General features: G+C 67.1%; 25 protein-coding genes. 14 read left to right on the top strand and 11 right to left on the bottom strand.

The window, feature by feature from the left end:
* Positions 1-103 precede the first annotated feature (103 nt).
* Together trxA and PA6_RS11010 are read left to right on the top strand one after the other, a co-directional pair.
* The gene (gene trxA, locus PA6_RS11015; RefSeq protein ID WP_021700996.1) at positions 104-976 is read left to right on the top strand and encodes a thioredoxin; all 873 of its coding nucleotides are present in this window, start codon (positions 104-106) and stop codon (positions 974-976) included.
* On the top strand, positions 976-1410 hold the full coding sequence (locus tag PA6_RS11010; protein ID WP_021700995.1) for an acyl-CoA thioesterase: 435 nt from the start codon (positions 976-978) through the stop codon (positions 1408-1410). The genes trxA and PA6_RS11010 overlap by 1 nt, the downstream gene beginning before the upstream one ends.
* A gap of 23 nt (positions 1411-1433) precedes the next feature.
* Here the strand turns inward: PA6_RS11010 and PA6_RS11005 are convergent, their stop codons facing one another.
* On the bottom strand, positions 1434-1775 hold the full coding sequence (locus PA6_RS11005; protein WP_021700994.1) for a hypothetical protein: 342 nt from the start codon (positions 1773-1775) through the stop codon (positions 1434-1436).
* A gap of 111 nt (positions 1776-1886) precedes the next feature.
* On the opposite strand from PA6_RS11005, the gene PA6_RS11000 reads away from it, so the two are divergent.
* From PA6_RS11000 to PA6_RS10980, 5 genes are all read left to right on the top strand, one after another.
* Positions 1887-2465, top strand: a complete 579-nt coding sequence (locus PA6_RS11000; RefSeq protein WP_021700993.1) for a DUF2796 domain-containing protein — start codon at positions 1887-1889, stop codon at positions 2463-2465.
* Between the two features lie 81 nt (positions 2466-2546).
* Positions 2547-3254, top strand: a complete 708-nt coding sequence (locus PA6_RS10995; RefSeq protein ID WP_021700992.1) for an ABC transporter ATP-binding protein — start codon at positions 2547-2549, stop codon at positions 3252-3254.
* A gap of 1 nt (position 3255) precedes the next feature.
* Positions 3256-4518, top strand: a complete 1263-nt coding sequence (locus tag PA6_RS10990) for an ABC transporter permease (protein WP_021700991.1) — start codon at positions 3256-3258, stop codon at positions 4516-4518.
* Between the two features lie 8 nt (positions 4519-4526).
* A complete protein-coding gene (locus PA6_RS10985; protein ID WP_021700990.1) occupies positions 4527-5036 on the top strand; it encodes a DUF3299 domain-containing protein in 510 nt (169 codons plus the stop codon).
* A gap of 139 nt (positions 5037-5175) precedes the next feature.
* Positions 5176-5871 (top strand): OmpW/AlkL family protein, encoded by a 696-nt coding sequence (locus tag PA6_RS10980; protein ID WP_021700989.1) that lies wholly within the window; start codon positions 5176-5178, stop codon positions 5869-5871.
* A gap of 54 nt (positions 5872-5925) precedes the next feature.
* Here the strand turns inward: PA6_RS10980 and PA6_RS10975 are convergent, their stop codons facing one another.
* The 6 genes from PA6_RS10975 to PA6_RS10950 form a co-directional block, all read right to left on the bottom strand.
* Complete coding sequence (locus tag PA6_RS10975) at positions 5926-6855, bottom strand: NAD-dependent epimerase/dehydratase family protein (protein WP_021700988.1); 930 nt, start codon at positions 6853-6855, stop codon at positions 5926-5928.
* Between the two features lie 18 nt (positions 6856-6873).
* Entirely contained in the window at positions 6874-7758 is an 885-nt protein-coding gene (locus tag PA6_RS10970; RefSeq protein ID WP_043216569.1) for a sugar nucleotide-binding protein, read from the bottom strand.
* A gap of 112 nt (positions 7759-7870) precedes the next feature.
* Complete coding sequence (locus tag PA6_RS10965; protein ID WP_021700986.1) at positions 7871-9871, bottom strand: neutral/alkaline ceramidase; 2001 nt, start codon at positions 9869-9871, stop codon at positions 7871-7873.
* 228 nt (positions 9872-10099) lie between these two features.
* Entirely contained in the window at positions 10100-11455 is a 1356-nt protein-coding gene (locus PA6_RS10960; RefSeq protein WP_021700985.1) for a DUF1329 domain-containing protein, read from the bottom strand.
* A gap of 14 nt (positions 11456-11469) precedes the next feature.
* Complete coding sequence (locus PA6_RS10955; RefSeq protein WP_043216568.1) at positions 11470-13251, bottom strand: DUF1302 domain-containing protein; 1782 nt, start codon at positions 13249-13251, stop codon at positions 11470-11472.
* 119 nt (positions 13252-13370) lie between these two features.
* Positions 13371-13964: a TetR/AcrR family transcriptional regulator gene (locus PA6_RS10950; protein ID WP_021700983.1), complete on the bottom strand. Its 594-nt coding sequence runs from the start codon at positions 13962-13964 to the stop codon at positions 13371-13373.
* Between the two features lie 162 nt (positions 13965-14126).
* Here PA6_RS10950 and PA6_RS10945 point away from each other — a divergent pair, with 162 nt between their 5' ends.
* The 5 genes from PA6_RS10945 (at position 14127) to PA6_RS10925 (ending at position 19790) form a co-directional block, all read left to right on the top strand.
* Positions 14127-15707 carry a xylulokinase gene (locus tag PA6_RS10945; protein ID WP_021700982.1) on the top strand — a complete coding sequence of 527 codons (1581 nt, stop codon included), beginning with the start codon at positions 14127-14129 and terminating at the stop codon, positions 15705-15707.
* Positions 15704-16333: a class II aldolase/adducin family protein gene (locus PA6_RS10940; protein ID WP_021700981.1), complete on the top strand. Its 630-nt coding sequence runs from the start codon at positions 15704-15706 to the stop codon at positions 16331-16333. The genes PA6_RS10945 and PA6_RS10940 overlap by 4 nt, the downstream gene beginning before the upstream one ends.
* A 27-nt stretch (positions 16334-16360) precedes the next feature.
* On the top strand, positions 16361-17824 hold the full coding sequence (locus tag PA6_RS10935; protein WP_021700980.1) for an aspartate aminotransferase family protein: 1464 nt from the start codon (positions 16361-16363) through the stop codon (positions 17822-17824).
* Between the two features lie 2 nt (positions 17825-17826).
* Entirely contained in the window at positions 17827-18438 is a 612-nt protein-coding gene (locus tag PA6_RS10930) for a class II aldolase/adducin family protein (RefSeq protein ID WP_021700979.1), read from the top strand.
* Positions 18439-18752: 314 nt separating this feature from the next.
* The gene (locus tag PA6_RS10925) at positions 18753-19790 is read left to right on the top strand and encodes an AraC family transcriptional regulator (protein ID WP_021700978.1); all 1038 of its coding nucleotides are present in this window, start codon (positions 18753-18755) and stop codon (positions 19788-19790) included.
* A gap of 76 nt (positions 19791-19866) precedes the next feature.
* Here PA6_RS10925 and PA6_RS10920 read toward each other — a convergent pair whose 3' ends face one another.
* From PA6_RS10920 to PA6_RS10910, 3 genes are read right to left on the bottom strand one after another with little or no spacing between them, the layout of a single operon-like run.
* The gene (locus PA6_RS10920; protein ID WP_021700977.1) at positions 19867-21141 is read right to left on the bottom strand and encodes a DSD1 family PLP-dependent enzyme; all 1275 of its coding nucleotides are present in this window, start codon (positions 21139-21141) and stop codon (positions 19867-19869) included.
* Positions 21142-21150: 9 nt separating this feature from the next.
* Positions 21151-22536: a D-arabinono-1,4-lactone oxidase gene (locus PA6_RS10915; RefSeq protein ID WP_021700976.1), complete on the bottom strand. Its 1386-nt coding sequence runs from the start codon at positions 22534-22536 to the stop codon at positions 21151-21153.
* Position 22537: 1 nt separating this feature from the next.
* A complete protein-coding gene (locus PA6_RS10910; protein WP_043216565.1) occupies positions 22538-22921 on the bottom strand; it encodes a c-type cytochrome in 384 nt (127 codons plus the stop codon).
* Positions 22922-23143: 222 nt separating this feature from the next.
* Between PA6_RS10910 and PA6_RS10905 the strand changes: the two genes are divergently transcribed.
* Together PA6_RS10905 and PA6_RS10900 are read left to right on the top strand one after the other, a co-directional pair.
* Positions 23144-24538 carry a flavin-containing monooxygenase gene (locus tag PA6_RS10905; RefSeq protein WP_021700974.1) on the top strand — a complete coding sequence of 465 codons (1395 nt, stop codon included), beginning with the start codon at positions 23144-23146 and terminating at the stop codon, positions 24536-24538.
* A 14-nt stretch (positions 24539-24552) separates the two neighbouring features.
* Positions 24553-25404: an SDR family oxidoreductase gene (locus PA6_RS10900; protein WP_021700973.1), complete on the top strand. Its 852-nt coding sequence runs from the start codon at positions 24553-24555 to the stop codon at positions 25402-25404.
* 56 nt (positions 25405-25460) lie between these two features.
* Here the strand turns inward: PA6_RS10900 and PA6_RS10895 are convergent.
* The coding region (locus PA6_RS10895) for a calcium-binding protein (protein ID WP_021700972.1) at positions 25461-25892 on the bottom strand (432 nt) is incomplete at its 5' end.

Here is a 25892-nt window from a genome sequence, read left to right as displayed (position 1 = left end):
TCGCCCACTTGTGGGAGAGGGGCTGGGGGAGAGGGGACTGCTTGTATCCGAGCCCTACCGCCCGCATTTATAGTTCCAGCCTTTCGCCTCTCCGAGAACAGCCATGAGCGATACCCCCTACATCTTCGACGTCTCCGGTGCCGCCAATTTCGAGCAGCTGGTGATCCAGAACTCCTTCCACAAGCCGGTGCTGGTCGACTTCTGGGCCGAGTGGTGCGCGCCGTGCAAGGCGCTGATGCCGCTGCTGGCGAAGATCACCGAGGAGTTCCGCGGCGAACTGCTGCTGGCCAAGGTGGACTGCGACGCCGAGCAGGACATCGTCATGCGCTTCGGCATCCGCAGCCTGCCAACCGTGGTGCTGTTCAAGGACGGCCAGCCGGTCGACGGCTTCGCCGGCGCCCAGCCGGAGTCGGCGATCCGCGAAATGCTCAAGCCGCATGTGGCCGAACCGGCGCCGCTGGCCGCCGATCCGCTGGAGACGGCCCAGGCGCTGTTCGCCGAGGAGCGCTTCGGCGAGGCCGAGGCCCTGCTCAAGCAGGTGCTGACCGAGAACAACGAGAACGGCGCGGCGCTGATCCTCTACGCCCGCTGCCTGGCCGAACGCGGCGAGCTGGGCGAAGCCGAGGCGGTGCTGAACGCGGTCAAGGGCGACGAGCACAAGCAGGCCCTGGCCGGCGCCAAGGCCCAGCTGACCTTCCTGCGCCAGGCCTCCAGCCTGCCGGATGGCGCCGAGCTGAAGAGCCGCCTGGCACAGAACCCGGACGACGACGAGGCCAGCTACCAGCTGGCGGTGCAGCAGCTGGCGCGCCAGCAGTACGAGGCGGCGCTGGACGGCCTGCTCAAGCTGTTCGTGCGCAACCGCAGCTTCCAGGAAGGTCTGCCGCACAAGACCCTGCTGCAGGTATTCGACCTGCTCGGCAACGACCACCCGCTGGTCACCCTGTACCGCCGCAAGCTGTACCAGGCGATCTACTGATGGCGCCCTTCCGCCTGCTGCTGCGGGTGCGCTACGGCGAATGCGACGCCCAGCAGGTGGTGTTCAACGCCCGCTACGGCGACTACGTGGACGTGGCGGCCACCGAGTTCTATCGCGCCGTGTTCGGCAGCTACCAGGCCCTGCTGGAGCAAGGACTGGACAGTCAGGTGGTACGCATGGTCACGGACTGGAGGGCGCCGGCGCGCTTCGACGACGTGCTGCAGCTGGAGGTGCGCACCCTGCGCCTGGGCACCAGCTCGTTCACCCTGGAAGTGGACATCCGCCGCCAGACCGACCAGGCCGCCATCGCCCGCGCCGAGGTCACCTACGTGATGGTCGATGCCCGGGTCTTCACCAAGGTCGCCATCCCCGAGGCCATCCGCGCCCTGCTGGAGCGCGGCGCACCGGGCGTGACGGTCAACCAGGCCGGTTAGCAGCAGCGCAACGCAACCCGCACCTAGCCAATCCAGCGATACAACGGCGCCGCATCAGCACTTTCCACCTGCACCTGCGGGCAGTGGCGCAGGCGCACCAGCAGACGCTTGCCGGCCACCTCATTGCCGGCCAGGGCGGCCAGTTCGCCGAGCAACTGCGGCCCCTCCAGGCTGCCGGCACGCTGCAGCAGCGCCTGCGCCTGCTGCCAGTGCTCGTCGGCCGGACTAGCGGCCGGGGCACTGCGCACCGCGCCGGGTGGTGCCTCCAGTGGCAAATGCGCCGCCAGCTGCGCCCAGTCCTCGGCATCCATTTCCACCGTCAGGTCCACCGGCCAGTCGCCGACCCGCCCCTTGATTCGCAGCATCTTCGCTCTCCCGAACATCAGGTTGCCATGCTGCCATGCATACCGAGGCTGGCCAATTGTGCAGAATAAGTGTTATATCATAACCTAACATTTAACCATCGGAGCCGATTCATGCGCTACGCCCTGCTCGCCCTGCCCTTTGCCCTGCTGCCCCTGCATGCCGCTCAGGCCGCCAACCATGAACACAGCCATGCGCATGCCCACGAGGAACACGCCAGCCTCGACGCCCACGAGCACGGCGTAGCCAGCCTCAATGTGGCGCTGGACGGCCAGACCCTGGAGATCCAGCTGCAGAGCCCGGCGATGAACCTGGTCGGCTTCGAGCACGAGGCCAAGAGCGACGCCGACAAGGCCAAGGTCGCCGCCGCCCGCCAGCATCTGGAGCAGCCGCAAGCGCTGTTCGCCCTGCCGATCGAGGCCAAGTGCGCACTGCAGGACAGCGAGCTGGACAGCCCGCTGTTTGGCGGTCACGCGCATGATGAACATGAGCATGCCGACGAGCACGGCCACAGCGATATCGACGCCAGCTACCGCTTCGCCTGCGCCAATGCCGAGGCGTTGCAGACCCTGGAGCTGGGCAGCTTCTTCGGCACCTTCCCCGGCACCGAGAAACTGGAAGTGCAGCTGATCGGCCCGAGCGGCCAGCAGGGCGCCGAGCTCACCCCGAGCAACTCGCGCCTGAGTTTCTGACACATTTGCGGTGCGCCTGCCGGGTGCACCGTCCTTCCTCTTGCCTTTAAGCTGTCGCCTTCTCCGACTCGCGGATCGTCCATGTCCGACGCACTGATCGAACTCACCGACCTCGGCTTTGCCTGGCCCGGCCAGGTCGAGCTGCTGGATATCCCCAGCTTTACCCTGCGCCGTGGCGAAAGCCTGTTCCTCAAGGGCCCCAGCGGCAGCGGCAAGACCACCCTGCTCGGCCTGCTCGGCGGCGTACAGAAGCCTGGCCGAGGCTGCCTGAAGCTGCTTGGCCAGGAGCTGGCGCAGATGTCCTCTGGCGCGCGCGACCGTTTCCGCGTCGACCATACCGGCTACATCTTCCAGCAGTTCAACCTGCTGCCGTTCCTCTCGGTACGCGAGAACGTCGAGCTGCCCTGCCGCTTCTCGCCTAGCCGCGCGCGCCGCGCCGTCGAGCGCCACGGCAGCGTCGATAAAGCCGCTGCCCAGCTGCTGCAGCACTTGGGCCTGAAGGCCGAACTGCTGGAGCGCCGCGCCGACTCGCTGTCCATCGGCCAGCAGCAGCGCGTCGCCGCCGCCCGCGCGCTGATCGGCCAGCCGGAGCTGGTGATTGCCGACGAGCCGACCTCGGCGCTCGACCACGACGCCCGCGAGGCCTTCCTCCAGCTGCTGTTCGCCGAATGCCGCGCCGCCGGCGCCAGCCTGCTGTTCGTCAGCCACGACCAGAGCCTGGCGCCGCTGTTCGACCGCAGCCTGTCGCTGGCCGAGCTGAACCGCGCGACTAAACCGGCGGAGGTCTGATATGCATTTATTACGCATCGCCCTGGCCAGCCTGGCCAACCGCCGCTTCACCGCGCTGCTCACGGTGTTCGCCATCGCCCTCTCGGTGTGCCTGCTGCTGGCCGTCGAGCGGGTACGCACCGAGGCACGCGCCAGCTTCGCCAGCACCATCAGCGGCACCGACCTGATCGTCGGTGCGCGCTCGGGCAGCGTGAACCTGCTGCTGTACTCGGTGTTCCGCATCGGCAACGCCACCAACAATATCCGCTGGGACAGTTTTGAAACGCTGAGCAAACACCCGCAGGTGAAGTGGGCCATCCCGCTGTCGCTGGGCGACTCGCACCGCGGCTACCGGGTGCTGGGCACCGACACCGGCTACTTCGAGCACTACCGCTACGGCCGCGGCCAGCCGCTGCAGCTGGCCCAGGGCAAGCCGTTCGCCGACCTGTTCGAGGTGGTGCTCGGCGCCGAAGTGGCCGAGGCACTGAAGTACAAGTTGGGAGACCAGATCGTCCTGGCCCACGGCGTGGCCACGGTCAGCCTGACCCAGCACGACGACAAGCCGTTCCGCGTGGTCGGCATCCTCGCCCGTACCGGCACGCCGGTGGACCGCACCCTGCACATCTCGCTGGCCGGCATGGAGGCGCTGCACGTCGACTGGCAGAACGGCATGCCCGCGCGCGGCAACGCCAAGGTCTCCGCCGAGCAGGCGCGCGACATGCATCTGCAGCCCAAGGCGATCACCGCCGTGCTGCTCGGCCTGAAGAGCAAGGTCGCCACCTTCGCCGTGCAGCGCCAGGTCAACGAGTACCGTGGCGAGCCGCTGCTGGCGATCCTCCCCGGCGTGGCCCTGCAGGAGCTGTGGAGCCTGATGGGCACCGCGGAAAAGGCGCTGTTCGTGGTCTCGCTGTTTGTCGTGCTGACCGGTCTGATCGGCATGCTCACCGCCATCCTCACCAGCCTCAACGAGCGCCGCCGCGAGATGGCCATCCTGCGCTCGGTCGGCGCGCGGCCCTGGCATATCGCCGGGCTGCTGGTGCTGGAGGCCCTGACCCTGGCCCTGGCCGGCGCGGCGCTGGGCCTGGCCCTGCTGTACGGCGGCATCGCCGCCAGCCAGGGTTGGGTGCAGGCGCAATACGGCCTGTATCTGCCGCTGGCATTGCCCAGCGCCTATGAGTGGAGCCTGCTCGGCGCTATTCTGGGCGCCGCCCTGCTGATGGGCGGTGTGCCGGCCTGGCGCGCCTATCGGCAGTCGCTGGCCGACGGCCTGTCCATTCGTCTATGAGGTTGTTCATGCGTCATCTGCTGCTCGCCCTGCTGTTCTGCACCTCCTCGCTGTGGGCCGCGGAGCCGCGCGAGCTGACCTGGAGCGAGCTGATCCCGCCGGACGCCCCGCCGCAGCAGGTCCAGCCGGCGCCCATGCATGACCTGTCGCAGCTGGCCGACGCCCTGGCCGCCGAGAGCGGCCCGGCGGCGCAGCAGCAGGCGCCGGACGCGCCGGTGATCGCCGCGCTGGATGGCGAGCAGATCAAGCTGCCCGGCTACATCGTGCCGCTGGACGTGACCGAGGAAGGCCGGGTGACCGAATTTCTCTTCGTGCCCTACTTCGGCGCCTGCATCCATGTGCCGCCACCGCCGTCCAACCAGATCGTGCATGTCACCAGCGAACTGGGCGTGCTGATGGACGCGCTGTACCAGCCGTTCTGGATCGAAGGGCCGCTGAAGGTCGGCAGCCACAGCAGCGAGATGGGCACCGCCGGCTACCAGATGGCCGCCGAGAAGATTTATCCCTACGAGATGTAGGCCTCCGGGGGGTGTGCCAGATTGCCGCAGCACAAAACCCCACAACAGGCCCGGCTATTGAGCTGGGTCAAGAAGTGCACAGGTGACCTTGTCGACAATCCACTCAGCCAACACATCCTAAAACTGATTGGAGCACACCATGCGCAAGTCCCTGCTGACCGCATCCCTTCTCGCCCTTGCCGTTGCGGCGCCGATGGCGCATGCCTTCGAGGCGGGTGACATCATCGTTCGTGCCGGCGCCATCACCGTCGACCCGCAAGAAGACAGCAGCGAGCTGAAAGTCGGCGGCGCCGACGTCGCTGGCACCAAGGCCACCCTGGACAGCGACACCCAGCTGGGCCTGAACTTCGCCTACATGATCACCAACAACATTGGTATCGAACTGCTGGCCGCCACCCCGTTCAGCCACAGCGTGGGCCTGAAAGGCGTCGACGCCGCACTGGGCACCCCGGCCGGCACCATCGACGGCAGCTTCGGCGACATCAAGCACCTGCCGCCGACCCTGAGCGCCGTGTACTACCCGCTGGACAGCAAGTCGGCCTTCCAGCCCTACGTGGGCCTGGGCATCAACTACACCATCTTCTTCGACGAAGACCTGAGCAGCCGCCAGAAGGACAATGGTTTCAGCAACCTGGAGCTGGATGACTCCTGGGGCCTGGCCTACCAGCTCGGCATGGACTACATGCTCACCGACAACCTGCTGCTCAACGCCCAGGTGCGCTACATCGATATCGACACCACGGCCACCGTTGACCACAACGCGCTGGGCAAGGTCAAAGTCGACGTCGACGTCGACCCGTTCGTCTACATGGTCGGCCTGGGCTACAAGTTCTAAGCCGCCCACCCACAAAAAAGCCCCGCCAGTGCGGGGCTTTTTTATGCGCGCGGTTCAGCGTCCCAGCAGCTGCGCCAGGCCCTGCGCCAGCGGCGTGGCGGCGCCCAGCTGAAAACGCTGACGCAGCAGCGTGCTGTCCGCCCGCGAATGGCGGATATCGCCCGCACGCGCCTCGCCGTAGGTCACCTGCGGCAGGCTGCCGAGCACCTGGCGTACGGCCTCCAGCAACTGATTGAGACTGACCGACTGGCTGTGCCCCACATTCACCGCGCCGGGCGCCACCACCTCGTTGCGCAGGCCCTGCACCAGCAGCGGTACCAGATCGTCGATGTAGAAGAAGTCGCGGGTCTGCTCGCCATCACCAAAGACGGTGATCGGCCGGCCGGCCAGGGCGCGCTCGGTGAAGATGCTGATCACCCCGGAGTACGGCGAGGACGGGTCCTGGCGCGGGCCGAAGATATTGAAGAAGCGGAAGATTGCCGGTTCCAGGCCATGCTGGCGACGGTAGAAGTCCAGGTAGTACTCACTGGCCAGCTTGTCCGAGGCATAGGGCGTGAGCGGCGCCTTGGGCGTGTCCTCGGTCACCGCCACACCTTCGCCATTATTGCCGTACACCGCGGCGCTGGAAGCGAACAGCACCCGGCGCACACCCGCTTCGCGCATGGCTTCGCAGATATTCAGGGTACCGACGAAGTTGCTCTGGTGCGTGCTTACCGGGTCGTCCACCGAGGCCTGCACCGAGGCCACGGCCGCCAGGTGCGCCACCGCGCTGCAGCCGGCCACGGCACGACGCACCAGCGCCGCATCGGCCACATCACCCTCGATCAGTTCCACGCGCGGGTCCTGCAACGGCAGGTTGGCGGGCTTGCCGGTGGACAGGTTGTCCAGCACGCGCACCCGATGGCCGGCAGCCAGCAGGGCATCACAGAGGTGGGAGCCGATGAAGCCGGCGCCACCGGTAACCAGGATCAGGGAGTCGGACATGCAATTCTCGAAAACGTATCAGGCGTGACGGTAGTAGCGGTCAAGCAGCGCCGGCAGCGCCGCGCGCCAGGCCCGCGGCTTGATGCCGAAGGTATGCAGGATCTTCTTGCAGGCCAGTACCGCGTGTTGCGGCTCGTCGGCGGCGTCGCTGCGCGCGGCATGCGCCTGGGCGCCCACCTCCTGCACCCGCAGCGCGTGCAGCGGGCGCGCCTCGGCCAGCACGGCCTGGCCCAGGGCCAGGGGCGTGGTGGCTTCATGGCCGCCGTAATGATAGATGCCCCACAGCGGCGTCTGGCAGTCCAGCTGCTTGAGCACCGCGAGTATGACGCGCGCAGCATCGTCGACAGGCGTCGGGTTGCCGCGCCGGTCATCGGCCATCAGCAGTTCCTGATCCTGCTCGGCACGTTGCAGGAAGCGGCCCAGGACGCCATCGGCACTGCTGTCGAGCAGCCAGCCGAAGCGCAGCAGCACATGCCGCGGGCAGGTGGCGCGCACGCACTGCTCGATGCGCAGCAGTGCCTGGCCACGCAGGCCCAAGGGTACCGGCTCGTCCTTCTCGCTGTAGGCGGTCGCCCGCGAGCCATCGAAGACCCGGTAGCTGGAAGGCTGCAGGAGAATCACGCCATGGTGCTGGCACAGCTCGGCCAGGCGCTCGACCGCGCGTTCCTGGCGGGCGAAGCGCTGCGCGTCGAAACCCTCGGCCTGGAACCAGTCGAAGTAGTAGGCCAGGTTGATCACCGCATCGGGGCGTGTCTCATCGAGCAGCTGGGTCAGGCTCGAGGCCTCCCAGCCACCCTCTGGCGGGCGCGGGGCGAGAAAACCGATGTCTTCCTCGGCTCCCTGACGCACCAACGCCTGACCCAGGGCATTCCCCCCACCCAGCAACAACAGCCGCATTCGCATAGTTCAGAACAGGACCCGAGAGACTGACCAAGGCCCCGACCGCCGGGGCGGCGGGGCGAAAGTAGGCATTCTGCGGGTTTCGCGGCGGCACGTCACTACCGCGCGAGGGCGGCTACTGGACGATGAAGCTGCGGCTGGCACCGGAGAAGGCGCTGATCCTGCCGGTCACCGGCGCCTTGCTGTCGCCATAGTGGACCAGGCGGTACTCGCCGGCCGGGGTGCCGGCGGGAATGGTCCAGCGCAGCGTGGCCTGCGAGGTGCCCCAGAAGCCGTCCTTGCGCAGCCAGTGGTACTGGGTGCTCCAGTCGTTGTCGCGGGCCACCACCTGCCAGGCGCCGTTCACCTTGCGCTGCACTTCGAGGAAGGTGCTCTCGGTGCGCAGGTTGTTGCGCGGGTGGCCGGTCCAGAATACCGCCTGCACCGTATCGCCGATGCGGTACTGGGTATTGGCGTCCGTCACCACCTGACCGAAGCGCTTGCCCACGGGCGGATTGTCGTAGACCACACCGGTGACGAAGTTGCTCTGGTCGTTGCGCAGGTCGCGCGGCACCAGGGTGCTGATCACCGCCTGCTGATCGCGCAGGGCCACCGCCAGGTCGTGGAACACCTGCTGGTAGGCGGCCAGGGTCCAGCGCCCGAAGTGGGTGGAGCCGCCCTCGTAGTGCTGCTTGTCGTACTCCTCGGCAGTGGTGACGTAGCCGGAATAGGCATTGGACAGCCCGGCCACCACCAGCAGCTGGTCGTTGCCGAGCACCCCGCGCACCGTTTCACGCAGGCGCCGGCCGGACATTACGGTGAACTCGCCGGGCACCGCCAGCAGGGCGAACTGGCCGATGCGCAGAATCGATGCCGGCAGCACCTCCGGGCTCCACGGATAGGGCTTGAATGCGCTCTGTTGGAGGATGATCGGCTTGGGCGCCTGGCAGGCGATGTCCGCCTCGGTCGGCGGCGTCAGCACCTGGGTGATCAGGTTGAGCAGCGGATTGGTCTCCACCGTGCCCTCGCCGACGTCCTCCAGCCCTCGCCCATCCTCGGTACCGGCGGCGAAGGCGTAGCCCAGCGCCGCGTTGCAGGTCTGTCGCGGCTGGCCGGCGCCGAACTCCGGGCGCACGCGGATTTTCGAGTAGTCGTTGTACTGATGACGGAAGTCGACGGCCCCGGTCAGCTGCACAGCGGCGCCCTGGTACAGCGCCAGCGCCTTGTCGAACTGACGGTCGCCAATGATCTCGGTGTTGCGCAGTTGGTCCTGGGTCGGACCGGTACCGTCCAGATTGAGATTGGGCGTGGTGTCGGCGTGGTTGCTCTGGGCGAAGGAAGCGACGAAGTCCGGATTGCCCTGGGCCCTGGCCAGCTCCTCGAAGCGCCACTCCGCGCGGCCCTTGTTGTCACTGGTGAGCAGGGTGTTGCTCTTGTTCATCGACACCGGGTGTACGGCGAACCAGCTGATCATGCCGGCATCCCGTTCGCCCTGGCGCAGACGCAGCACGATCATCTCCGGGTCCACCGAGGTGCCGTAGCGCGCACGCTCCTCGGCCGGGTTGTTGTCGTAGGCCGGTTGCGAGCGGTTGATGCTGGCATTGTGCAGCTCGCCGCGATTGACCAGCACATGGCCAGGCAGCAGGTTGGCATGGGCCTCGGCGATGGCGGCCACGATGCCGTTCACCTGCGCCTCGAAGTTCTCCTTGATGAAGCCGAAGATGGTCACGTTGTACAGCGCGTAGTGCGACTGGCCACCGGCGGCGCCGTGAGTGTGGGTGGCGCTGAGCACCACATTGCTCTCGTTGTAGCGCTCGCCGAAGCGCTGGCGCAGGCGCTCGATTACCGCCTGGTTGACCGACTGGAACAACGCGCCGGCATCCACGTTGACGAACACCACCGCGCGTTCGCTGCCAGGCTCGGCAATGATGTAGGCGCGTGCGTACTGGCGGTTGTGGATGCCGCTGCTTTTCTGCGCGGGGTCGGCATAACCCATCATGCCGACCTCGGCGGCGGCACCGGTGACATCGTGCTTGCCGACGCCAATCAGGTAGTTGTCGCTGTAGGCCTGGACGGCCAGGGACAGAACGCTGCCCAGAAACGCGAGCAGCAGTGTGGCGATTCTCCTTGTTTTCATGTTTTCAGCACCTCGAGCCGGAGGCTCTTGCAAGAACTGCAATCGGTGGCTTGAACTCAGCCGTTGGGTTTCTCGGTCGGCCCGGTTTGCGACGGCAATGCTTCGCCCTGCGGCGAGGCCGCATGCCCGAACCCCCAAGGTGGAAAAGCGTCAGGTTCCCTCTCCCGTGAACGAGAGGGTCAGGAAGATGCAGGCCCCTCTCCCACAAGCGGGAGAGGGGCGTAACGGTTACTGCGTGCCTTTGCGGCGCAGGCTGGCCGGAGTGAAGTAGCTCTCCGGCGGGGCTGCCAGGAGGAACTGGCGCGGCGCCTTCTCGTTGTTGCGCAGGCCCAGGGCCGAATAGCTGCGGGCGATCAGGTCGTGGAACACCAGGTTGACCGGCGCGATGGTCGGCACCTCGTAGGCGTTCTTGCTGAAAGCCAGGTTGACGTGCCACAGCTCGCCACGCGCATCGTAATTTTCCACCATCAGGGCGTACCAGCTGTCCTCGTCCAGGTAGAAGCGGCGCTTGGCATGCACATGGCGCTGGCCCGGACGCAGGGTGGCCTCGACTACCCAGACGCGGTGCATTTCCCAGCGGGTCAGGTCGGGGTTGAGGTGGCCTGGCTTGATCAGCTCCTCCAGCTTGCGCCCCGGCTGCTCCATCGCATAGTTGTGGTAGGGCACCAGCAGCGCCTGCTTGCCGACCAGCTTCCAGTCGTAGCGGTCGGTGGCGCCGTTGTACATGTCGGTGTCGTCGGCGTAGATGCCGTCGATCGGCGTGTCGTAGGCCAGGGTCGGCGCACGGCGCACGCGGCGCTGGCCGGGGTTGTAGATCCACGCCGAACGCGGCTCGGCCACCTGGTCGATGGGCTCGTGCACCAGCAGCGCGCGGCCGACATCACGCGACGGCGGCAACAGCTCGCTGGCATAGGCGTACAGCTGGTTGTCCAGGCTGCCGGCGTCCTTCTGCGGGTTGTAGTAGTTGGACAGCAGCTGGATGCGTTCGCGCAGGATCGAGTAGCTGCCGCTGGCGGTGACCTGGGCGGTGATGGCCACTTCGTCGATGTAGCGCCCCTGCCAGCGGGCGATGTGGTTCCAGATGGCCTCGCGACCGTCCGCCGGAATCGGGAAGGGAATGCCGGCATAGGCGCCCTGCAGACCATTGCCACCATCGGCCAGGGTAGCCTGCTCGGCGTTGCGCCGGGTGTTGGCGTAGATCTCCTGCGGCGCGGCAAAGCTGCGGTGGCTGGGGTAGACCGGCACCTTGAAGGTCTGCGGATAGGCCTTGAACAGCGCCTTGACCCCGTGGCTGAGGTTGGCCTCGTCGGCCGCCAGGTTCTGCGCATCGATCACCCGCAGCGGCTGCTCGCCGGCAAAGGGGTCGACATGGAAGCTGCCCGGCCCGCCGTAGCCGGCCGGTGCCTGGGTCAGGCCACCTGTCCAGTCGGGGATGCCCTTGGCGGGGTCGCCCTGGCGCTCGGCACCGAAGGGCGTGAGGGGGCCGTCCAGCTGGGCCGCCTGCTCGGCACTGACCTTGGCCTGGGCAGCCAGGGGCAGCAGGGCGAACAGAAGGGTCGCAGCGCTCAACGCGGTTCTAGTCATGGTGATCCCTGCCATCAGAAGGAGTAGGAGACATTGAGGGCGACGTGGTCGCGGTCGATCAGCGCGTTGTCCTTGCGCGCGCCCCAGAACGAGGTGTAGGCCAGCTTGCCGGCCAGCTTCTGGCCGTACTTGGCACCCAGTTCGAGGGTGGCCGACTTGCGCCCCTGGATGAAGTTCTCGTTGAGCGAGGGCGAGGTGCCGGAGACGTCCTGGCGGAAGGTGATGCCCGGTAACAGGTCGAAGTTCGGCTTAACGTCCTGGATCAGGCCGGAGACATTCAGCGTGTAGCCCCAGGCAAAGGAATCCAGGTACTCGTAGTTGACCGAGTCCAGCAGGCTGCCCGGCACATGGTTGAAGGCCGCCTCGCCCAGCACGATGAGGTCGTCCAGACCGACCACCGGGCCGAAGCTGTGAATCGCCGAAACCGAGCCGGTATACAGCTCGCCCCGCTTGTACAGGTCGATGCTGCGCCGCGGGTCGTTGGCCGAGCCGTCGCCGAACTCACCCAGGTCGATGCTGCCGCCGCTGGCGCCTCCACCACCCAGGGCACTGCCGGCCAGGGTCTCCAGCTCATAGATCATCGACGGCTCGAGCGGCGCATTGGGCCGGTAGGTCAGCTCGCCGGCCAGGCTGGTGTCGCCCACGGTGCCGGACACGCTGAGGCCGAACAGGCGGATGTCCTCGGGGTAGACGAAGTCGTAGTAGGTACTGTCGAGCAGGGCCAGGCCATCGACCGTGGAGTCGAGCCCGAAGCCGCAGAGCCCGCTGAACTGCCCGGCCTGGCCGGTGCTGCAGGCGAAGGAGCGGCCCTTCTGGATGCGCAGGAAGGGCACCTTGCTGTGGTAGTTGAGGTAATAGAGGCTGAACTCGGTGTTGTTCCAGTCCTCCGCCAGGTAGCGCATGGCCACGCCGAACTGGCCGTCATCGCGGGCGTCATGCTCGCGGCCGTAGCGCGCACCGGCGACGATGCCGTTCTCGCCATTGAGCCCCGGCACCAGCTCGGCCAGGTCGCCCAGCTCGCTGCGCAGGTCCACCAGCACGCCGTTGCTGCCCTTGCCAAAGTAGTCCTGGTTGTTGAGGAAGGCGCCGGTGGGAATCAGCTCGTGGCCTTTCCACTCCAGGCCGTAGAAGGCCTCGATGTTGAAGGCATCGGTCAGGCCGAGCTGACCGGAGATCATGTTGGTCGGCAGCAGCGCGTCCTTCAGGCTGGCGTTGGGCAACACCACGCGGCCGATGTCCACCGGGTTGATCACGTTGATGCCGTCGGCGTAGTAGATGCCCTCGCCCCAGTTGATCACCTGGCGGCCAAAACGCAGGCTGTAGGGCATCTCGCCGGCATAGCGGTTGGTGTAGAGGTAGGCATCGAGCAGGCGCGCGCGATGGCCGGCGCGGTTGCGCAGGTCCGAGGGGTAGCGCTCGTCGCTGTCGGTGTTGTGGGTGGCGAAGCGATCCCCGCTGGGATCGTTGTCCATGATCTGGGTGTCGTACCAGGCGGTGCCGCGCACGAACAGGCCATCCTGCTCGGTGCGCACATGCAGCTCGGAAGTCAGCTTGAACTCGTTGGAGACGAAACCGGTGTCGTAGTACTCGCTGCCATCGTTGTTGTTGGCAAAGATGTTCTGCCCGCCGCGCTCGATGCGCTCGGGCGAGGAGGTGCGATACACCGAGGTGAACTCGGCGACGCTCTCCAGCGAGGTGGTGACATTGGGCCCGGTATCGATCTCGAAAGCCTGGGCCTGCATCCCCCAGATTCCTATCCCGACTGCCAGCGCTATCTTGCTCTTGTTATGCGACATGCTGCTGTCCCCTAGCGGTTGTGAAGCGAAACTAGCCGACTTGCGAAAACCTCCATGGGGCCGAACCGGACAAAAAACGGTGTCGAAAGGGCCCTTGAAACATTTGTACACAGGCGCCGCTACAGCGCTCGGGCAAAGGCCTCGATGCTGTTGGCGTAGACGAACTGCAGGGTCTTTTTCAGTTGCGCCAGCGTGCGCGAGCGCTCCGGCTCGGGCAGCGACAGCGCCAGCTTGGTCACCGAACTGCCCGCTTCGCACAGCAGCAGCGCCAGGCCGCGCACCTGCTCGGCATCCGCCTGCGGACGGGCCGCGCGGATGGCCGTGGCGACCAGTTCGGCGGTGGCCAGCGTGTCGGCGCTGTTCAGCGCGCGCAGCTCCGGCGAGGCGGCCACGCAGCCCCACACCTCGACGAACCCCGGGTGGCTGACCTGGATGTCCACCATCAGGTCGATCAACCGCTCGATCATCGCCCCCGCCGCCGCGCTGTCCGGCGCGCCCTCGAGCAGCGCCAGGTCGGCCTGCAGGCGTTCTCCCACACTGCTGGTGTAGCGCTGCCAGACTTCCCGGACGATCGCCAGTTTGGTCGGGAAATACAGGTACAGCGAGGCGATAGGCATGCCTGCCTCGCGGGCGATTTCACGCATCGATACCGCCTCGTAGCCGTGCGCGGCGATCAGCTCCAGGCCGGTGCGCAGGATGGCTTCGAAGCGCACCTGGCTGCGCTCCTGCTTGGGCGCACGAGGGGCACGAGGCTTCGCCGGGGTGCTTGACAAATTTTTGGTGGCCACAGCATTCTCGAAAAAGATGAGCAATGCTTATGTTTTAGCGCGACTCGCGAACGATGGGAAGAGGCGAATGCAAATGGGGCGCAAATCGTGAGTGAACTGGTACTGGCCGTGGACCTCGGCAGCTCCGGCTGCAAGACCGCGCTGGTCGGCCTGGACGGCCGCGTGCTGGCCTTCGCCTTCCGCCCGGTGAGCAGCCATGTGCTGCCCGGTGCCGGCGTCGAGCAATGCCCGGAGGACTGGTGGCAGGCCTTTCTCGCCAGCGCCGGCGAGGTGCTGCACAGCCAGCCGCAGGCCCGGCAGAAACTGCTGGCCATCGCCTGCTCGTGCCAGGGCGAAGGCACCCTGCCGGTCGACCGCGACGGCAACCCGCTGGCCCGCGCCCTGCTGTACATGGACATGCGCGGCCAGGCTGCGGTACAGCGCCAGGTCGGCGGGCGCCTGCCCCGGGTGGCCGGCTATGACCCGCTGAAACTGTGGCGCTGGTTGCGCCTGACCGGCGGTGCGCCGGCACTGTCCGGCAAGGACCCGTTCGGCCATATCGCCTTTATCCGCGAGGCCATGCCGGAGCTGTACGCACGCACGGCCAAGTTCCTCAACGTGCTCGACTTCATGAACCTGCGCCTGACCGGGCGCACGGTCGCCACTGTCGATTCGGCGCTGACCACCTGGGTCACCGACAACCGCGACCCGGCCCATATCCGCTACGACGACGGCCTGCTACGCCTGGCCGGTCTCGACCGCGAACAGCTGCCGGAACTGGTGCGCTGCAGCGAGGTGCTCGGCCCGCTGCGCCCGGCCGTGGCCGAGCAGCTCGGCCTGCCAGCGGGCATCCCGGTGGTCGCCGGCGCGGTGGACAACAGCGCCGCCGCCCTCGGTTCCGGCGCGGTGGCGGACAACGCCCTGCACCTGTACGTCGGCACCTCGTCGTGGATCGGCGGCCATGTGGCGCGGAAGAAGACCGATGTGTTCAAACAGATCGCCGCGGTGCCCTGCGCCCTGCCCGACCGCTACCTGATGATGGTCATGCAGTCCGCCGCCGGCGCCAACCTGAGCTTCCTGCGCGACCGCATTCTCTACGCCAGGGACGCCCTGCTGCAGGACGAAGCGCGCCCGGACGTCTATCGCATCCTCGACGAGATCGCCGCCGGCGTGCCGGCCGGCGCGCGCGGTCTGCTCTACCTGCCCTGGCTGATGGGCGAGCGCAGCCCGGTGGACGACGCCAACCTGCGCGCCGGCCTGCTCAACCTGAGCCTGGAACATGCGCGCGAAGACATGGTGCGTGCCTTCCTCGAAGGCGTGGCGCTCAACACGCGCTGGATGATGGAAGCGGTCGAGGGCTTCCTCGGCGCGCCTGCGCGGGAAATCACCCTGGTCGGCGGCGGTGGCCAGTCCGATGTGTGGAGCCAGATCTTCGCCGACATCCTCGGCATCACGGTGCACCAGCCGCACCAGCCGATCCAGGCCAACGCCCGCGGCGCGGCTTTCCTGGCCGGCGTCGGCATCGGCGCCATGCGGTTCAGTGACATCCCGGCGCGGGTCGCCCTGCGTCGCAGCTTCGAGCCGAGCAGCGGCAACCGCCAGCGCTACGCCGACAGCTACGCCACCTTCCGCGCCGCGCACAAGGCGCTGGCGCCCTTCTACGCCAAACTCCACGGAGCCCGGGCATGAGTATCGAACGAGAAGCCCGCGAGGCCGTGGTGCGCACCGCCGTGCAGCTGGCCGACCAGGGCTACCTGGCCGGGGTCGGCGGCAACCTGGCGCTGCGCATCGACGCCGAGCGCATCGCCGTCACGCCCTCGGCCAGCGACTACTACGCGATGACGGCGGACGATATCTGCGTACTGCGCCTGGCCGACCTCAAGCAGCTCTCGGGGCACGGCAAGCCCTCGGTGGAAAGCGGCCTGCATGCGCGCATGTTCAAGGCCCGCCCGGACTGCCGGGCCAGCGTGCACACCCACCAGCCGGTGGCCAGCGCCTTCACCCTGCTCGACCGGCCCTTGCCGATCAGCGATGCCGAGGCGCGCGAGCGGATCGGCGGCGACGTACCGGTGTGCGCCTACGCCCCCTCCGGCACCGGCTGGCTGGCCAGCAATGTCGGCAAGCGCGTGCGCCGCGACCTGAATGCCTACCTGATGCGCAACCACGGCGCCGTGTGCCTCGGCGCCACCCTGGAAGACGCCTGCCGCGTGGTGCAGCTGCTGGAGCAGGAAGCCATCGCCTGGTTCCAGCGCGCCCTGGCCACGCAACCCGAAAATCGCGCGTTCCGGCATGCGCTGGCCGCCCTGAATTCCTAGAACCTAATTACTAGAAGAGCACCCGCCATGAACGCCTCCACCCAGCCTGACCCGCAAACCTCCGGCATTTCCCACTGGCCGGATACCGACAGCATCGACGCGCGCCTCAAGGCGCTGATCAGGCAGCCGATCCGACCGATCCGCCGCGAGCACATGGACCAGGTGCACGGTTACTTCGAGCAGCAGTGCCAGGGCTCCAAACGCCTGGCCGAACAGGCCGCGACCGTGATCCCCGGCGGCATCCAGCACAACCTGGCGTTCAACTACCCGTTCCCCCTGGCGATGAAGAGCGCCCGGGGCGCGCACCTGGAGGACGTCGACGGCAACCGCTACATCGACTTCCTCCAGGCCGGCGGGCCGACCCTGCTCGGCAGCAACGACCCGGTGGTGCAGGAGAAGGTCATCGAAACCCTGCGCGAGTGCGGTCCGGTCACCGGCCTGCTGCACGAGTACGAGTACAAGCTGGCCGAACTGGTGTGCCGGCATGTGCCCTCGGTGGAGATGTTCCGCATGCTCGCCTCCGGCACCGAGTCGGTGATGGGCGCCATCCGCCTGGCCCGCGCCTATACCGGCAAGAAGTGGGTGATCAAGATCGGCGGCGCCTACCACGGCTGGAGCGACCAACTGGTGTATGGCATGCGCATCCCCGGCACCGGCCGGCGCGAGGCCATCGGTATCCCGCGCGGCGCCACCAGCCACACCCAGGAAAGCTTCCCCAATGATCTGGCCGCCATTCGCCGGCGCCTGCAGCTCAACCGCCTGCGCGGCGGCACCGCAGCGATCATCGTCGAACCGCTCGGCCCGGAAAGCGGCACCCGCCCAGCGCACAAGGAGTTCAACGCCAACCTGCGCAAGCTGTGCGACGAGTTCGGCGCGCTGCTGATCTTCGACGAAGTGGTCAGCGGCTTCCGCGTCGGCCTGAGCGGCGCCCAGGGCTACTTCAAGGTGAAGCCGGACCTGACCATCTTCGGCAAGTGCCTGACCGGCGGCTACCCGATGGCCGGCGGCATCGGCGGCCGCCGCGAGGTGATGATGCTGCTGGCCGGCGGCATCGGCGGCAAGCAGACCAAGCGCGCCTTCGTCGGCGGCACCCTGACCGCCAACCCGCTGTCCTGCGTGGCCGGCTACTACAGCCTGATCGAGATGGAGAAGCGCAACGCCGCCGCCGTGGCCGGCCGTGCCGGCGACCGCCTGACCGCCGGTCTGGCCGCAATCATCGAACGCCGCGGCCTGCCCTACGTGGTCTACAACCAGGGCTCGGTGGTGCACCTGCAGACCTCCGGCGTGCTGCTGCTCAACGTGCGCAATCCGATCCAGCTGCTGCGCGAGGTCAACCCGCGCAAGCACATGATGGAAGAGATGGGCGCGGCCTACATGGCCCACGGCCTGGTCACCCTCGCCGGCAGCCGCCTGTACACCAGCGCCGCCGACACGGACGAGATCATCGACGAAGCGCTGAACCGCTTCGACGATGTATTCGGGCTGGTCTGACCATGCATGAGGAACTGCTGCAGGCCGCCGCGCGGCTGACCACCAAGGGCTTCTTCCAGCAAAGCGGCGACAGCCTGTCCCTGCTGCAACCGGGCAGCGGGCTGATGCTCCTGCTGCAACAGGGTGGCGAGGTCCAACAGGTTGCGCTGGAGCGCCCCACCGACAACCTGAGCCGCCTGCATGCCGAGGTCTATCGCCTGCGCGGCGACGTCGGCGCCGTGGCCACCCTGAGCTCGCGCTGGAGCCTGCAACTGGGCGAGCTGGGCGAGGCGATGCCGGCGGTATTCGACGAACAGGCGCGGCATATCGGCCGCTCCTGGGCACCGGCCACGGCGCAGCAGCTGCCGGCGCTACTGGCCGCTGGCGGCAATGCCGGGCTGGTCGACGGCCACCTGCTGGCCCTCGGTGTCACGCGCAACCGCATGCTGTTCAATGCCGAGCTGTTCGAGAAGTGCGCCATGGCTTACGTGCTGGCGCGCCTGGGTGGCGGGCGGGTCAGGCAGGTGCCCTGGTGGGTGCGCCTGATCGCCGGCCGGCGCCTGCTCAAGGACCAGGCCAACGCCGCCGCCAGCCACGCCTTCGGCCAGCCGGCGGCGGAGTTGGGGGCTTACTGACCGTAGGGTGGATGACGCTCCGCTCACCCACCGACGGCCCGCTCGGTGGACCGCCACCCGGTGGATCGGCGAAGCGTGATCCACCCTGCGCTGCCTGAACCAACGCGGAACGCCCCAGCGAGCGCAGAACGCAGGGCGGGTGGAAGCCGCGTTTACGAATTAGCGGCACACGCGGGTTTCACCCGCCCTACACGATGCAACTGGCGTCAGATCCTGACGCCATGCTAACTATGCAAAACAGCACCCGACGAGGTGCCGCATAACAACAAGAACCAGGCGCCCAGCGCCAGTGACCTCCTGCCGGGAGCGTACTCATGAAACCCATCGCCGATCCGCGCTATTCGGAAGCCTCAGCCCCGCCCCAGATTTCCCGCTTCCTCCTGCAGCACGTCGCCGAACTCGGCCGCGACCCGGCCATGCTCTGCCGCGGTCTGGGCTTCGAGCCGGACGACCTGAAGAAGCCCGACTATCGCCTGTCCTACCGGCAGAGTTACCTGCTGGTGCGTCGCGCCTTGCACAGCCTGGGCGACAGCGGCCTGGGCCTGGCCGTGGGGCATCGGCAGACCGCCGTGTCCTGGGGGCTGGTGGGCATGGCGATGCTGGCCAGCCCGACCCTGGGCGAGGCGCTCGACCTGGCCATCCGCTACCAGCGCCACACCGGCGCCCTGCTCGACTACGAGCTGCAGATGAACAACGGCCGCTGCCGGGTGCTGGCGAGCACGCGCTTCTTCGACCCGGAGGTGGCGGTGTTCTACCTGGAAGAAGCCTTCGCCAGCGCCCTGGCCATCGTTCGCCACCTCTCCGGCCGCGACCTGATCCTCGACCGCATCGAGCTGGAATACCCGCGTCCGCCGCACTGGCAGCGCTACGCGGAAATCTTCCGCTGCCCAGTGAAGTTCGGTGCCGGGCACAGCCTGATCGCCTTCGACGCGCGCTGGCTGGAATTGCCGCTACCGACCCGCGACGACTATGTCGCCGCCGAGATCGCCGAGATGCTCGACAGCGCGCGCTGGGAGCAACAGGGCAGCTCTGACCTGATCGAAACCATCCAGCGTGAAGTGCGCAAGAGCCTGGGGCGCCCGCCGCAACTGGCCGAGCTGGCACAGCAGCTCAACCTCGGCGAGCGCACGCTGCGCCGGCGTATCGACGAGGCGGGGCTGTCCTACCACGGCATCATCGACTCGGTGCGCCGGGCCAAGGCCCTGGCCCTGCTCAGCCACCGTGACAGCCGGCTGATCGACGTGGCCAGCGAGACCGGCTTCAGTGATGTGCGCAACTTCCGTCGCGCGTTCAAACGCTGGACCGGGGTGACGCCGCGCACGGCGAAGCAGCGGATTGCTCAGGAGTCCTAAACCTCCCCCAGGTCTTACCGAGGGGTTTGTGGGCTACACCGATCCAGCCCCCTCTCCCAAAGGGAGAGGGGAGGAATCACTCCTGATACACCGGCCAGCGCTCGACTATCCTGCCGCCACGCACCGCCAGCAGATCGCCGAACTGCAGCAGCACCGACTCGCTCTGGGTCGGGCGCAGGAACACCTGATCGTCCACCGCCAGGCCCACCGCCGGCGAGCCATTGATCAGTTCCTGGTTCGAGCTGCGCCCGTACAGCCCGCTCAGCTGCAGCCCGGCCGGCGAAATCGGGTCGGCCTGCCAGTTGCCGCCGTAGATGAAGAAGGTCTCGCGCTGGTTGACGTCCCACCAGGCGAACAGCCGCGACTTCTCGTCCAGCGCCGGAATGCGCAGCGCCCCGGTGCGCTTGAGCACCGGCGTGGCGATAAACGCAGCCGGCACATGCTCGGCCAGCGACGGCAGGTCGTAATGGCTGGGCTTGAGCAGGCCGGTGCCGATGGCCACCTCGCTGCTCAGGCGCTCCTGCTCGTGCGCCCGGTAGCTCGGGCTGCCGGCGGTGTTGAGGGTCAGCCCCGCGCGCCACAGCGCCGGGAAGCGCTGGCGGGTGAAGTCGACATAGCCCTGATACAGCGCCATGACCTTGGCCAGCAACGCGTCCTGGCTGCCGAGCACGGACGGCAGGTTCATGCCGACGAAGGGGTCGTAACCCATGAAGCCGGCGAACTCCAGCTGCTGCGGATGATCGGCGATCAGCTGCAGAAGCTGCCCGAGCGTCTGGGTGTCGCTCACGCCACCGCGGTGCAGGCCCACATCCAGTTCGATATTGATCCGTAGCCGCGTGCCCAGCCCCTGGGCCAGGGCCAGGTATTGCTGCAGGCGCGCGGGCGTGTCGATCAGCCACTGCAGCTGTTTGGCCGGATCAAAGGGGCCGCTGTGCTGCTGGTAGAACAGCTGCGCCGAGCGCACCGGCAACGGCTTGCCGAGCAGGATGTCAGCCTCGGGGAACAGTCGCGCATCATGGTTGAGAAACGGCTGATGAAAGGACATCAGCCGCTGGGTGCCGAGCTGCTCGCCGAGATAGCGCAGCAGGCCGGGCGCCGGCAGGGACTTCTCCACCAAGCGCAGCTGCTTGCCACTGCGGGCGAGGAACTGGCGCACCACCTCGATGTTGTGGTCGAGGCGGTCGAGGTCGATCAGCATTACCGGGCGCATCGGCCCGTTGGCCTTGAGCTCCTGGCTCAGCGCCTGGAAGTAGGCATCATGCGGCTGGCCGCGATCACCGGGGCGCAGCCAGGCAGTGGCCAGCAGTCCGCCGGCGCCCAGGCCAGCCAGTACGAGCGTGCGTCGCTTCATCCCCTCTCCTCAGCCCAGGTTCAGACCGAACAGCCCGGCCAGGTGCGCATTGACGAAGCGCCCCTGCGGGTCGAGCGCCTGGCGCAGTTCGGTGAACTCCTTCCAGCGTGGGTAAAGCGACTGCAACTGGCGCGCGCCCAGGCTGTGCAGCTTGCCCCAGTGCGGCCGGCCCTGATACTTCCAGAAGATCGGCTCGATGGCGGCGAAGAAGTCGTGGTGGTCCATCGAATAGTGCTGATGGATCGAGATCGCGCAGCTGTCGCGCCCCTCGAACATGCTCAGGGGGATATCGTCGGCCTTCACGTAGCGGTACTCGACCGGCATCCAGGTGCGCAGGTTGCCGTCGTCGATGCGCTTGAGGATCTCGCGCAGGCAGGCCGGGCCATGCTCGGCCGGTACCGAGTACTCCATCTCGTTGAAGCGCACGTTGCGCACGTTGGCGTAGATCTCGTAGGAGGCGTCCACGCGGTCGTCGAAGCTGGCCAGGTGGCGCATGTTGTTGAGCAGGCTGCGACGCAGGCCGGGCGAGTCGCTCAGGTGCTTGTCCAGCCCCTCGATGATGTCGATGAAGCCGTTGCCACCCTCCTCGTCCGGCGGCACCGGCGGCGTGGCCGGGTCCTCGGTCTCGTTCAGCGCCACGGCCAGGGCATAGTCGGAGTGGGTCACCACCAGCATCTCCCAGTGCTGGTTGTCGCGCTTGAGGTTGTCGATGTCCTCCAGCAGCTCTTCGGTCTTGCCCAGCCACTGGCGCTCACGCAGGCGAAAGGCGGCGCGGTTCTGCATGCGTACCTTGGTCACCACGCCCAGCGCGCCGAGCGAGACGCGCGCGGCAGCGAACAACTCGGGGTTCTGCTCGCGGCTGCAGTCGAGCACCTCGCCCGCGGCGCTGACCAGTTGCAGGCCGCAGACGTTGGAGGAATAGGAACCGAAGCCGATGCCGGTGCCGTGGGTCGAGGTGGCGATGGCGCCGGCCAGGGTCTGGTAGTCGGTGTCCGCCATGTTGATCAGCGCCTGGCCGACGTCCCGAAGCGGCGCGCCCATGGTCGACATCGGCGTGCCGGCACCGAACTCCGCCTGCAGGGTCTGTGCATCATGCGCCAGCAGCCCGGAGAAGTGAGCGAGCGACAGCAGGGTGTCATTGGTCGGCACCAGGGCGCTGAAGGAGTGCCCCGCGCCCACCGGACGAATCTTGCCCGTCGCCTTGCGGATCAGCTGCACCAGCTCATCCAGGTTCTGCGGCGCGGCCCGCTCCAGCGGCAGGCAGCTCTGCACGCCGGACCAGTTGCGCCAGGGAATCGGCCGCGGCGTTTCCGCCGCCCAGAGCGAACGGGCCGGCAAGGCCAGGCAGGCCCCCAGCAGACTGGCACGCTGCAACAGCTGACGACGCGAGACCATCTCAGCGGCCCTCCGCAGGCTGCGGCGCGGCCGCCATGAACTCGATCAGCGCGCGGAAGTCGGCCTCCCCGCACTGCATGCACAGCCCCAGTGGCGGCATGCCCTGGAAGCCGTTGATGCTGTGATCCAGCAGGGTATCCATGCCCTTTTCCAGGCGTGGTGCCCAGGCCTGGACATCACCGGTCAGCGGTGCACCGGCAGCCGGGTTGGCATGGCACTGTTTGCAGCTGGCGCCATACAGCTGCGCCAGCTTTGCATCCGTCGGTACGCCCTGCCCGGCGCCCGCGGGTGCCTGCGCGACATCCTCTGCGCCACAGCCCGTCAGCAGCATGCACAGCAGCAGGCCGACGGCCGCCCCGCGCTTCCCGCTCTGCCCTGCCCGCATATCCATCCTCCGCCCATAGGCTCATTTCGATAGCACCACACTAAAGGAGCCACGGGCCGCCCATGAGGTCCCAAACGGCCAGCCAGGCACCAGCAAACGGCCAATCCCCGCGCGCTCATCGCTGTCCGTTTCGGCCCTCTTTGGTGGCCACATCGCCCCTGCTTGCACTCCCCGCGCCTGGCTACCGTGGAAGCATCGAACGTCCCGACATGGAGCATCCTCGTGAGTACAACAACCCCCAACATCCAGGATTGCGGTGATGCCGTATGCATCATCGGTGGCGGCCCCGGCGGCCTGTGCATGGCCCGCGCGCTCAAGCGCCAGGGCCTGGCTTACGAGCAGTTCGAACGCCATCGCGATGTCGGCGGCGTGTGGGACATCGACAACCCCGGCACGCCGATGTACGAATCCGCACATTTCATTTCCTCGCGCGACCTGTCGGGCTTCCTCGACTACCCGATGCCCAAGCATTTCCCGGACTACCCGAGCAACCGGCAGATCCTCGAGTACGCCCGCGCCTTCGCCAGGGCCTTCGACCTGTACGACAACATCCGCTTCAACACCGCGGTGGAGAAGGTCGAGAAGCAGGACGATGGCCGCTGGCAGGTGACGCTCGCGGGAGGCGAACAACGCCGCTATCGCGCAGTGGTCTGTGCCACCGGCTGCAACTGGGACCCGAACATGCCGGAGGTAAAAGGCCAGTTCAACGGCGAGATCCGCCACTCGGTGACCTTCAAGAAAGCCGATGAATTCCGCGGCAAGCGGGTGATGATCATCGGTGCCGGCAACTCCGGCGCGGATATCGCCTGCGACGCCGCCACCCACGCCGACAAGGCCTTTATCAGCATGCGCCGGGGCTACCACTTCATTCCCAAGCACCTGTTCGGCCTACCGGCCGACGAGGTCAGCGAGAAAGGCCCGCAACTGCCGATGTGGCTGACCCGACCGATCTTCCAGGTGATCCTGCGCCTGATCAACGGCGACACCAGTCGCTTCGGCCTGCCCAAACCGGACCACAAGCTGTTCGAGAGCCACCCGCTGATGAACACCCAGCTGCTGCACTACCTGCAGCACGGCGACATCCAGGTGAAACCGGACGTGTCGCACTACGAGGGCGACTACGCGGTGTTCAAGGACGGCAGCCGCGAGGCGCTCGATCTGGTGCTCTATGCCACCGGCTACAAGTGGAGCTGCAAGTACGCCGCCGACTACTTCGAGTGGAAGGGCGGACGCCCGCAGCTGTACCTGTCGATCTTCAGCCGCCAGCACCACAACCTGTTCGGCATCGGCTACCTGGAAACCAACTCCAGCGCCTACAAGCTGTTCGACAACGAGGCCCACGCCATCGCCTGCTACCTGCGCGACCAACTGCAACGCCCCGAGCAGGCCCGCCAGTTCGACCAGTTGATCGCCCATGACCACCCGGACCTGTCCGGCGGCATCCAGTTCGTCAAATCCCAGCGCCACGAGGTGTACCTGGAAGTGCATGCGCTCAAGAAGCACCTGCGCAAACTGCGCCAGCAGATGGGCTGGGGCGAACTGGAAGAGGGCTACTACGCCGGCCTGCGGCGCACGACCGCGCCGAACCTGAAAGCCCATGCCGAACCCGCTCTCTGAGCCTGGAGCCGCCCATGAATGAAGTCGTGCTGATTACCGGTGCCGCCGGTGGCATCGGCCAGGCCATCTGCGAGCGCCTGATCGCCCGCGGCATGCGCCTGGCCCTGCTGGACATCGACGCCGCGCGCCTGCAGGCCCTGGCCGATCGCCTCGGCGAGCAGGCCTGCGCCTTCGCCCTCGACCTGACCGACCAGGCCGCCCTGAGTGGAGTGCTGGCGCAGATCGAGGCGCGCTTCGGCCGCCTCGACATCCTCATCAACAACGCCGCCGTCGCGCATGTCGAAGCCTTCGACGAGCGCTCGGTGGAAAGTATCGTCAGCGAACTCAACATCAACCTGATCGCGCCGCTGGTGCTCACCCGTCTGGCCATCCCGCTGCTCAGGCGCTCGGCCGATGCGCGGGTGATCAGCACGGTGTCGCTCGGCGGCATCTTCCCGCTGCCGGAAACACCGATCTACGCCGCCAGCAAGTTCGGCCTGCGCGGCGCCATGCTGTCGATCGGCCTGGATCTGGAAGCCAAGGGCATCCGGGTCGGCTCGATCCTGCCCGCCGCCACCGAGACGCCCATGCTGCTCAAGGAAGCCGTCCACGGCGGCAACCCCCTGCAGTTCATGGACCCGCCGCAGCAGCCGGCAGACGTGGCCGAACAGGTCCTGCGGATGCTCGACAAGCCCTGCCTGGAGCGCACACCCAAGGCCAGCGAATCCTGGCTGTCCAGCCTGGCCATGCTCTTCCCCAACCTGCTGCCACACAGCATCCGCCTGCTGCGCAAACGCGGCGAGAAAGGGATGCAACGCTACCTGGAGTCGCTCGGTGAGCGCGGGCTGGCGCAGCGGGTGGATGGGCGCTGGGAGCTCAAGCCTTAGCCCAGAAAGCAGAAGGCCCGGCAGATGCCGGGCCTTCCGTTACAGCCAGGTAGTGATTACTGCCAATTGGCGGCGATCACCACATCCAGTTGCTGACGTTGATCGGCAGTCAGGTTGCCCTCACCACCTGCCGGCACGCCGAAGCTGGCCATGGCATTCACCAGGTTCTGCACCTGACCATCCAATAGCGTTTTTCCATCAGCGGTTTTGAATTGGTCCAAGTGATAGGTGCTACCCGAATACCAGCTGCCAACCGTCACTTTGTCATTGGTGCCGATGACGCTGACTTCCAGGCTGGAACCTGACTTCCTGAACCACAACTGCTCAATCGATACACCCTCCATAAACTGCAGGGTATCGATGCTGCCTGCAGCACCGTCGTTATTACTGATCGAGTCCTGGCCATCACCCAAGCCGAAACGGTAGGTGTCCGAACCCGCGCCACCGGTCAGTGAATCATTACCAGCGCCACCAACAAGCAGGTCATC

The organism is Aquipseudomonas alcaligenes NBRC 14159, from assembly GCF_000467105.1.
GTDB classification, from domain to species: domain Bacteria; phylum Pseudomonadota; class Gammaproteobacteria; order Pseudomonadales; family Pseudomonadaceae; genus Aquipseudomonas; species Aquipseudomonas alcaligenes.
This window is presented reverse-complemented; position numbering and strand designations above follow the sequence as displayed.

Coding starts and splice junctions, on each gene's coding strand:
- PA6_RS10935 (WP_021700980.1), top strand. CDS start 16,361: ATGAACGCCTCCACCCAGCCTGACCCGCAAACCTCCGGCATTTCCCAC.
- PA6_RS10915 (WP_021700976.1), bottom strand. CDS start 22,536: ATGGTCTCGCGTCGTCAGCTGTTGCAGCGTGCCAGTCTGCTGGGGGCC.
- PA6_RS10900 (WP_021700973.1), top strand. CDS start 24,553: ATGAATGAAGTCGTGCTGATTACCGGTGCCGCCGGTGGCATCGGCCAG.
- PA6_RS10970 (WP_043216569.1), bottom strand. CDS start 7,758: ATGCGAATGCGGCTGTTGTTGCTGGGTGGGGGGAATGCCCTGGGTCAG.
- PA6_RS10940 (WP_021700981.1), top strand. CDS start 15,704: ATGAGTATCGAACGAGAAGCCCGCGAGGCCGTGGTGCGCACCGCCGTG.
- PA6_RS10985 (WP_021700990.1), top strand. CDS start 4,527: ATGCGTCATCTGCTGCTCGCCCTGCTGTTCTGCACCTCCTCGCTGTGG.
- PA6_RS10910 (WP_043216565.1), bottom strand. CDS start 22,921: ATGCGGGCAGGGCAGAGCGGGAAGCGCGGGGCGGCCGTCGGCCTGCTG.
- PA6_RS10990 (WP_021700991.1), top strand. CDS start 3,256: ATGCATTTATTACGCATCGCCCTGGCCAGCCTGGCCAACCGCCGCTTC.
- PA6_RS11000 (WP_021700993.1), top strand. CDS start 1,887: ATGCGCTACGCCCTGCTCGCCCTGCCCTTTGCCCTGCTGCCCCTGCAT.
- PA6_RS10980 (WP_021700989.1), top strand. CDS start 5,176: ATGCGCAAGTCCCTGCTGACCGCATCCCTTCTCGCCCTTGCCGTTGCG.
- PA6_RS10975 (WP_021700988.1), bottom strand. CDS start 6,855: ATGTCCGACTCCCTGATCCTGGTTACCGGTGGCGCCGGCTTCATCGGC.
- trxA (WP_021700996.1), top strand. CDS start 104: ATGAGCGATACCCCCTACATCTTCGACGTCTCCGGTGCCGCCAATTTC.
- PA6_RS10925 (WP_021700978.1), top strand. CDS start 18,753: ATGAAACCCATCGCCGATCCGCGCTATTCGGAAGCCTCAGCCCCGCCC.
- PA6_RS10955 (WP_043216568.1), bottom strand. CDS start 13,251: ATGTCGCATAACAAGAGCAAGATAGCGCTGGCAGTCGGGATAGGAATC.
- PA6_RS10965 (WP_021700986.1), bottom strand. CDS start 9,871: ATGAAAACAAGGAGAATCGCCACACTGCTGCTCGCGTTTCTGGGCAGC.
- PA6_RS10930 (WP_021700979.1), top strand. CDS start 17,827: ATGCATGAGGAACTGCTGCAGGCCGCCGCGCGGCTGACCACCAAGGGC.
- PA6_RS10920 (WP_021700977.1), bottom strand. CDS start 21,141: ATGAAGCGACGCACGCTCGTACTGGCTGGCCTGGGCGCCGGCGGACTG.
- PA6_RS10960 (WP_021700985.1), bottom strand. CDS start 11,455: ATGACTAGAACCGCGTTGAGCGCTGCGACCCTTCTGTTCGCCCTGCTG.
- PA6_RS10995 (WP_021700992.1), top strand. CDS start 2,547: ATGTCCGACGCACTGATCGAACTCACCGACCTCGGCTTTGCCTGGCCC.
- PA6_RS11005 (WP_021700994.1), bottom strand. CDS start 1,775: ATGCTGCGAATCAAGGGGCGGGTCGGCGACTGGCCGGTGGACCTGACG.
- PA6_RS11010 (WP_021700995.1), top strand. CDS start 976: ATGGCGCCCTTCCGCCTGCTGCTGCGGGTGCGCTACGGCGAATGCGAC.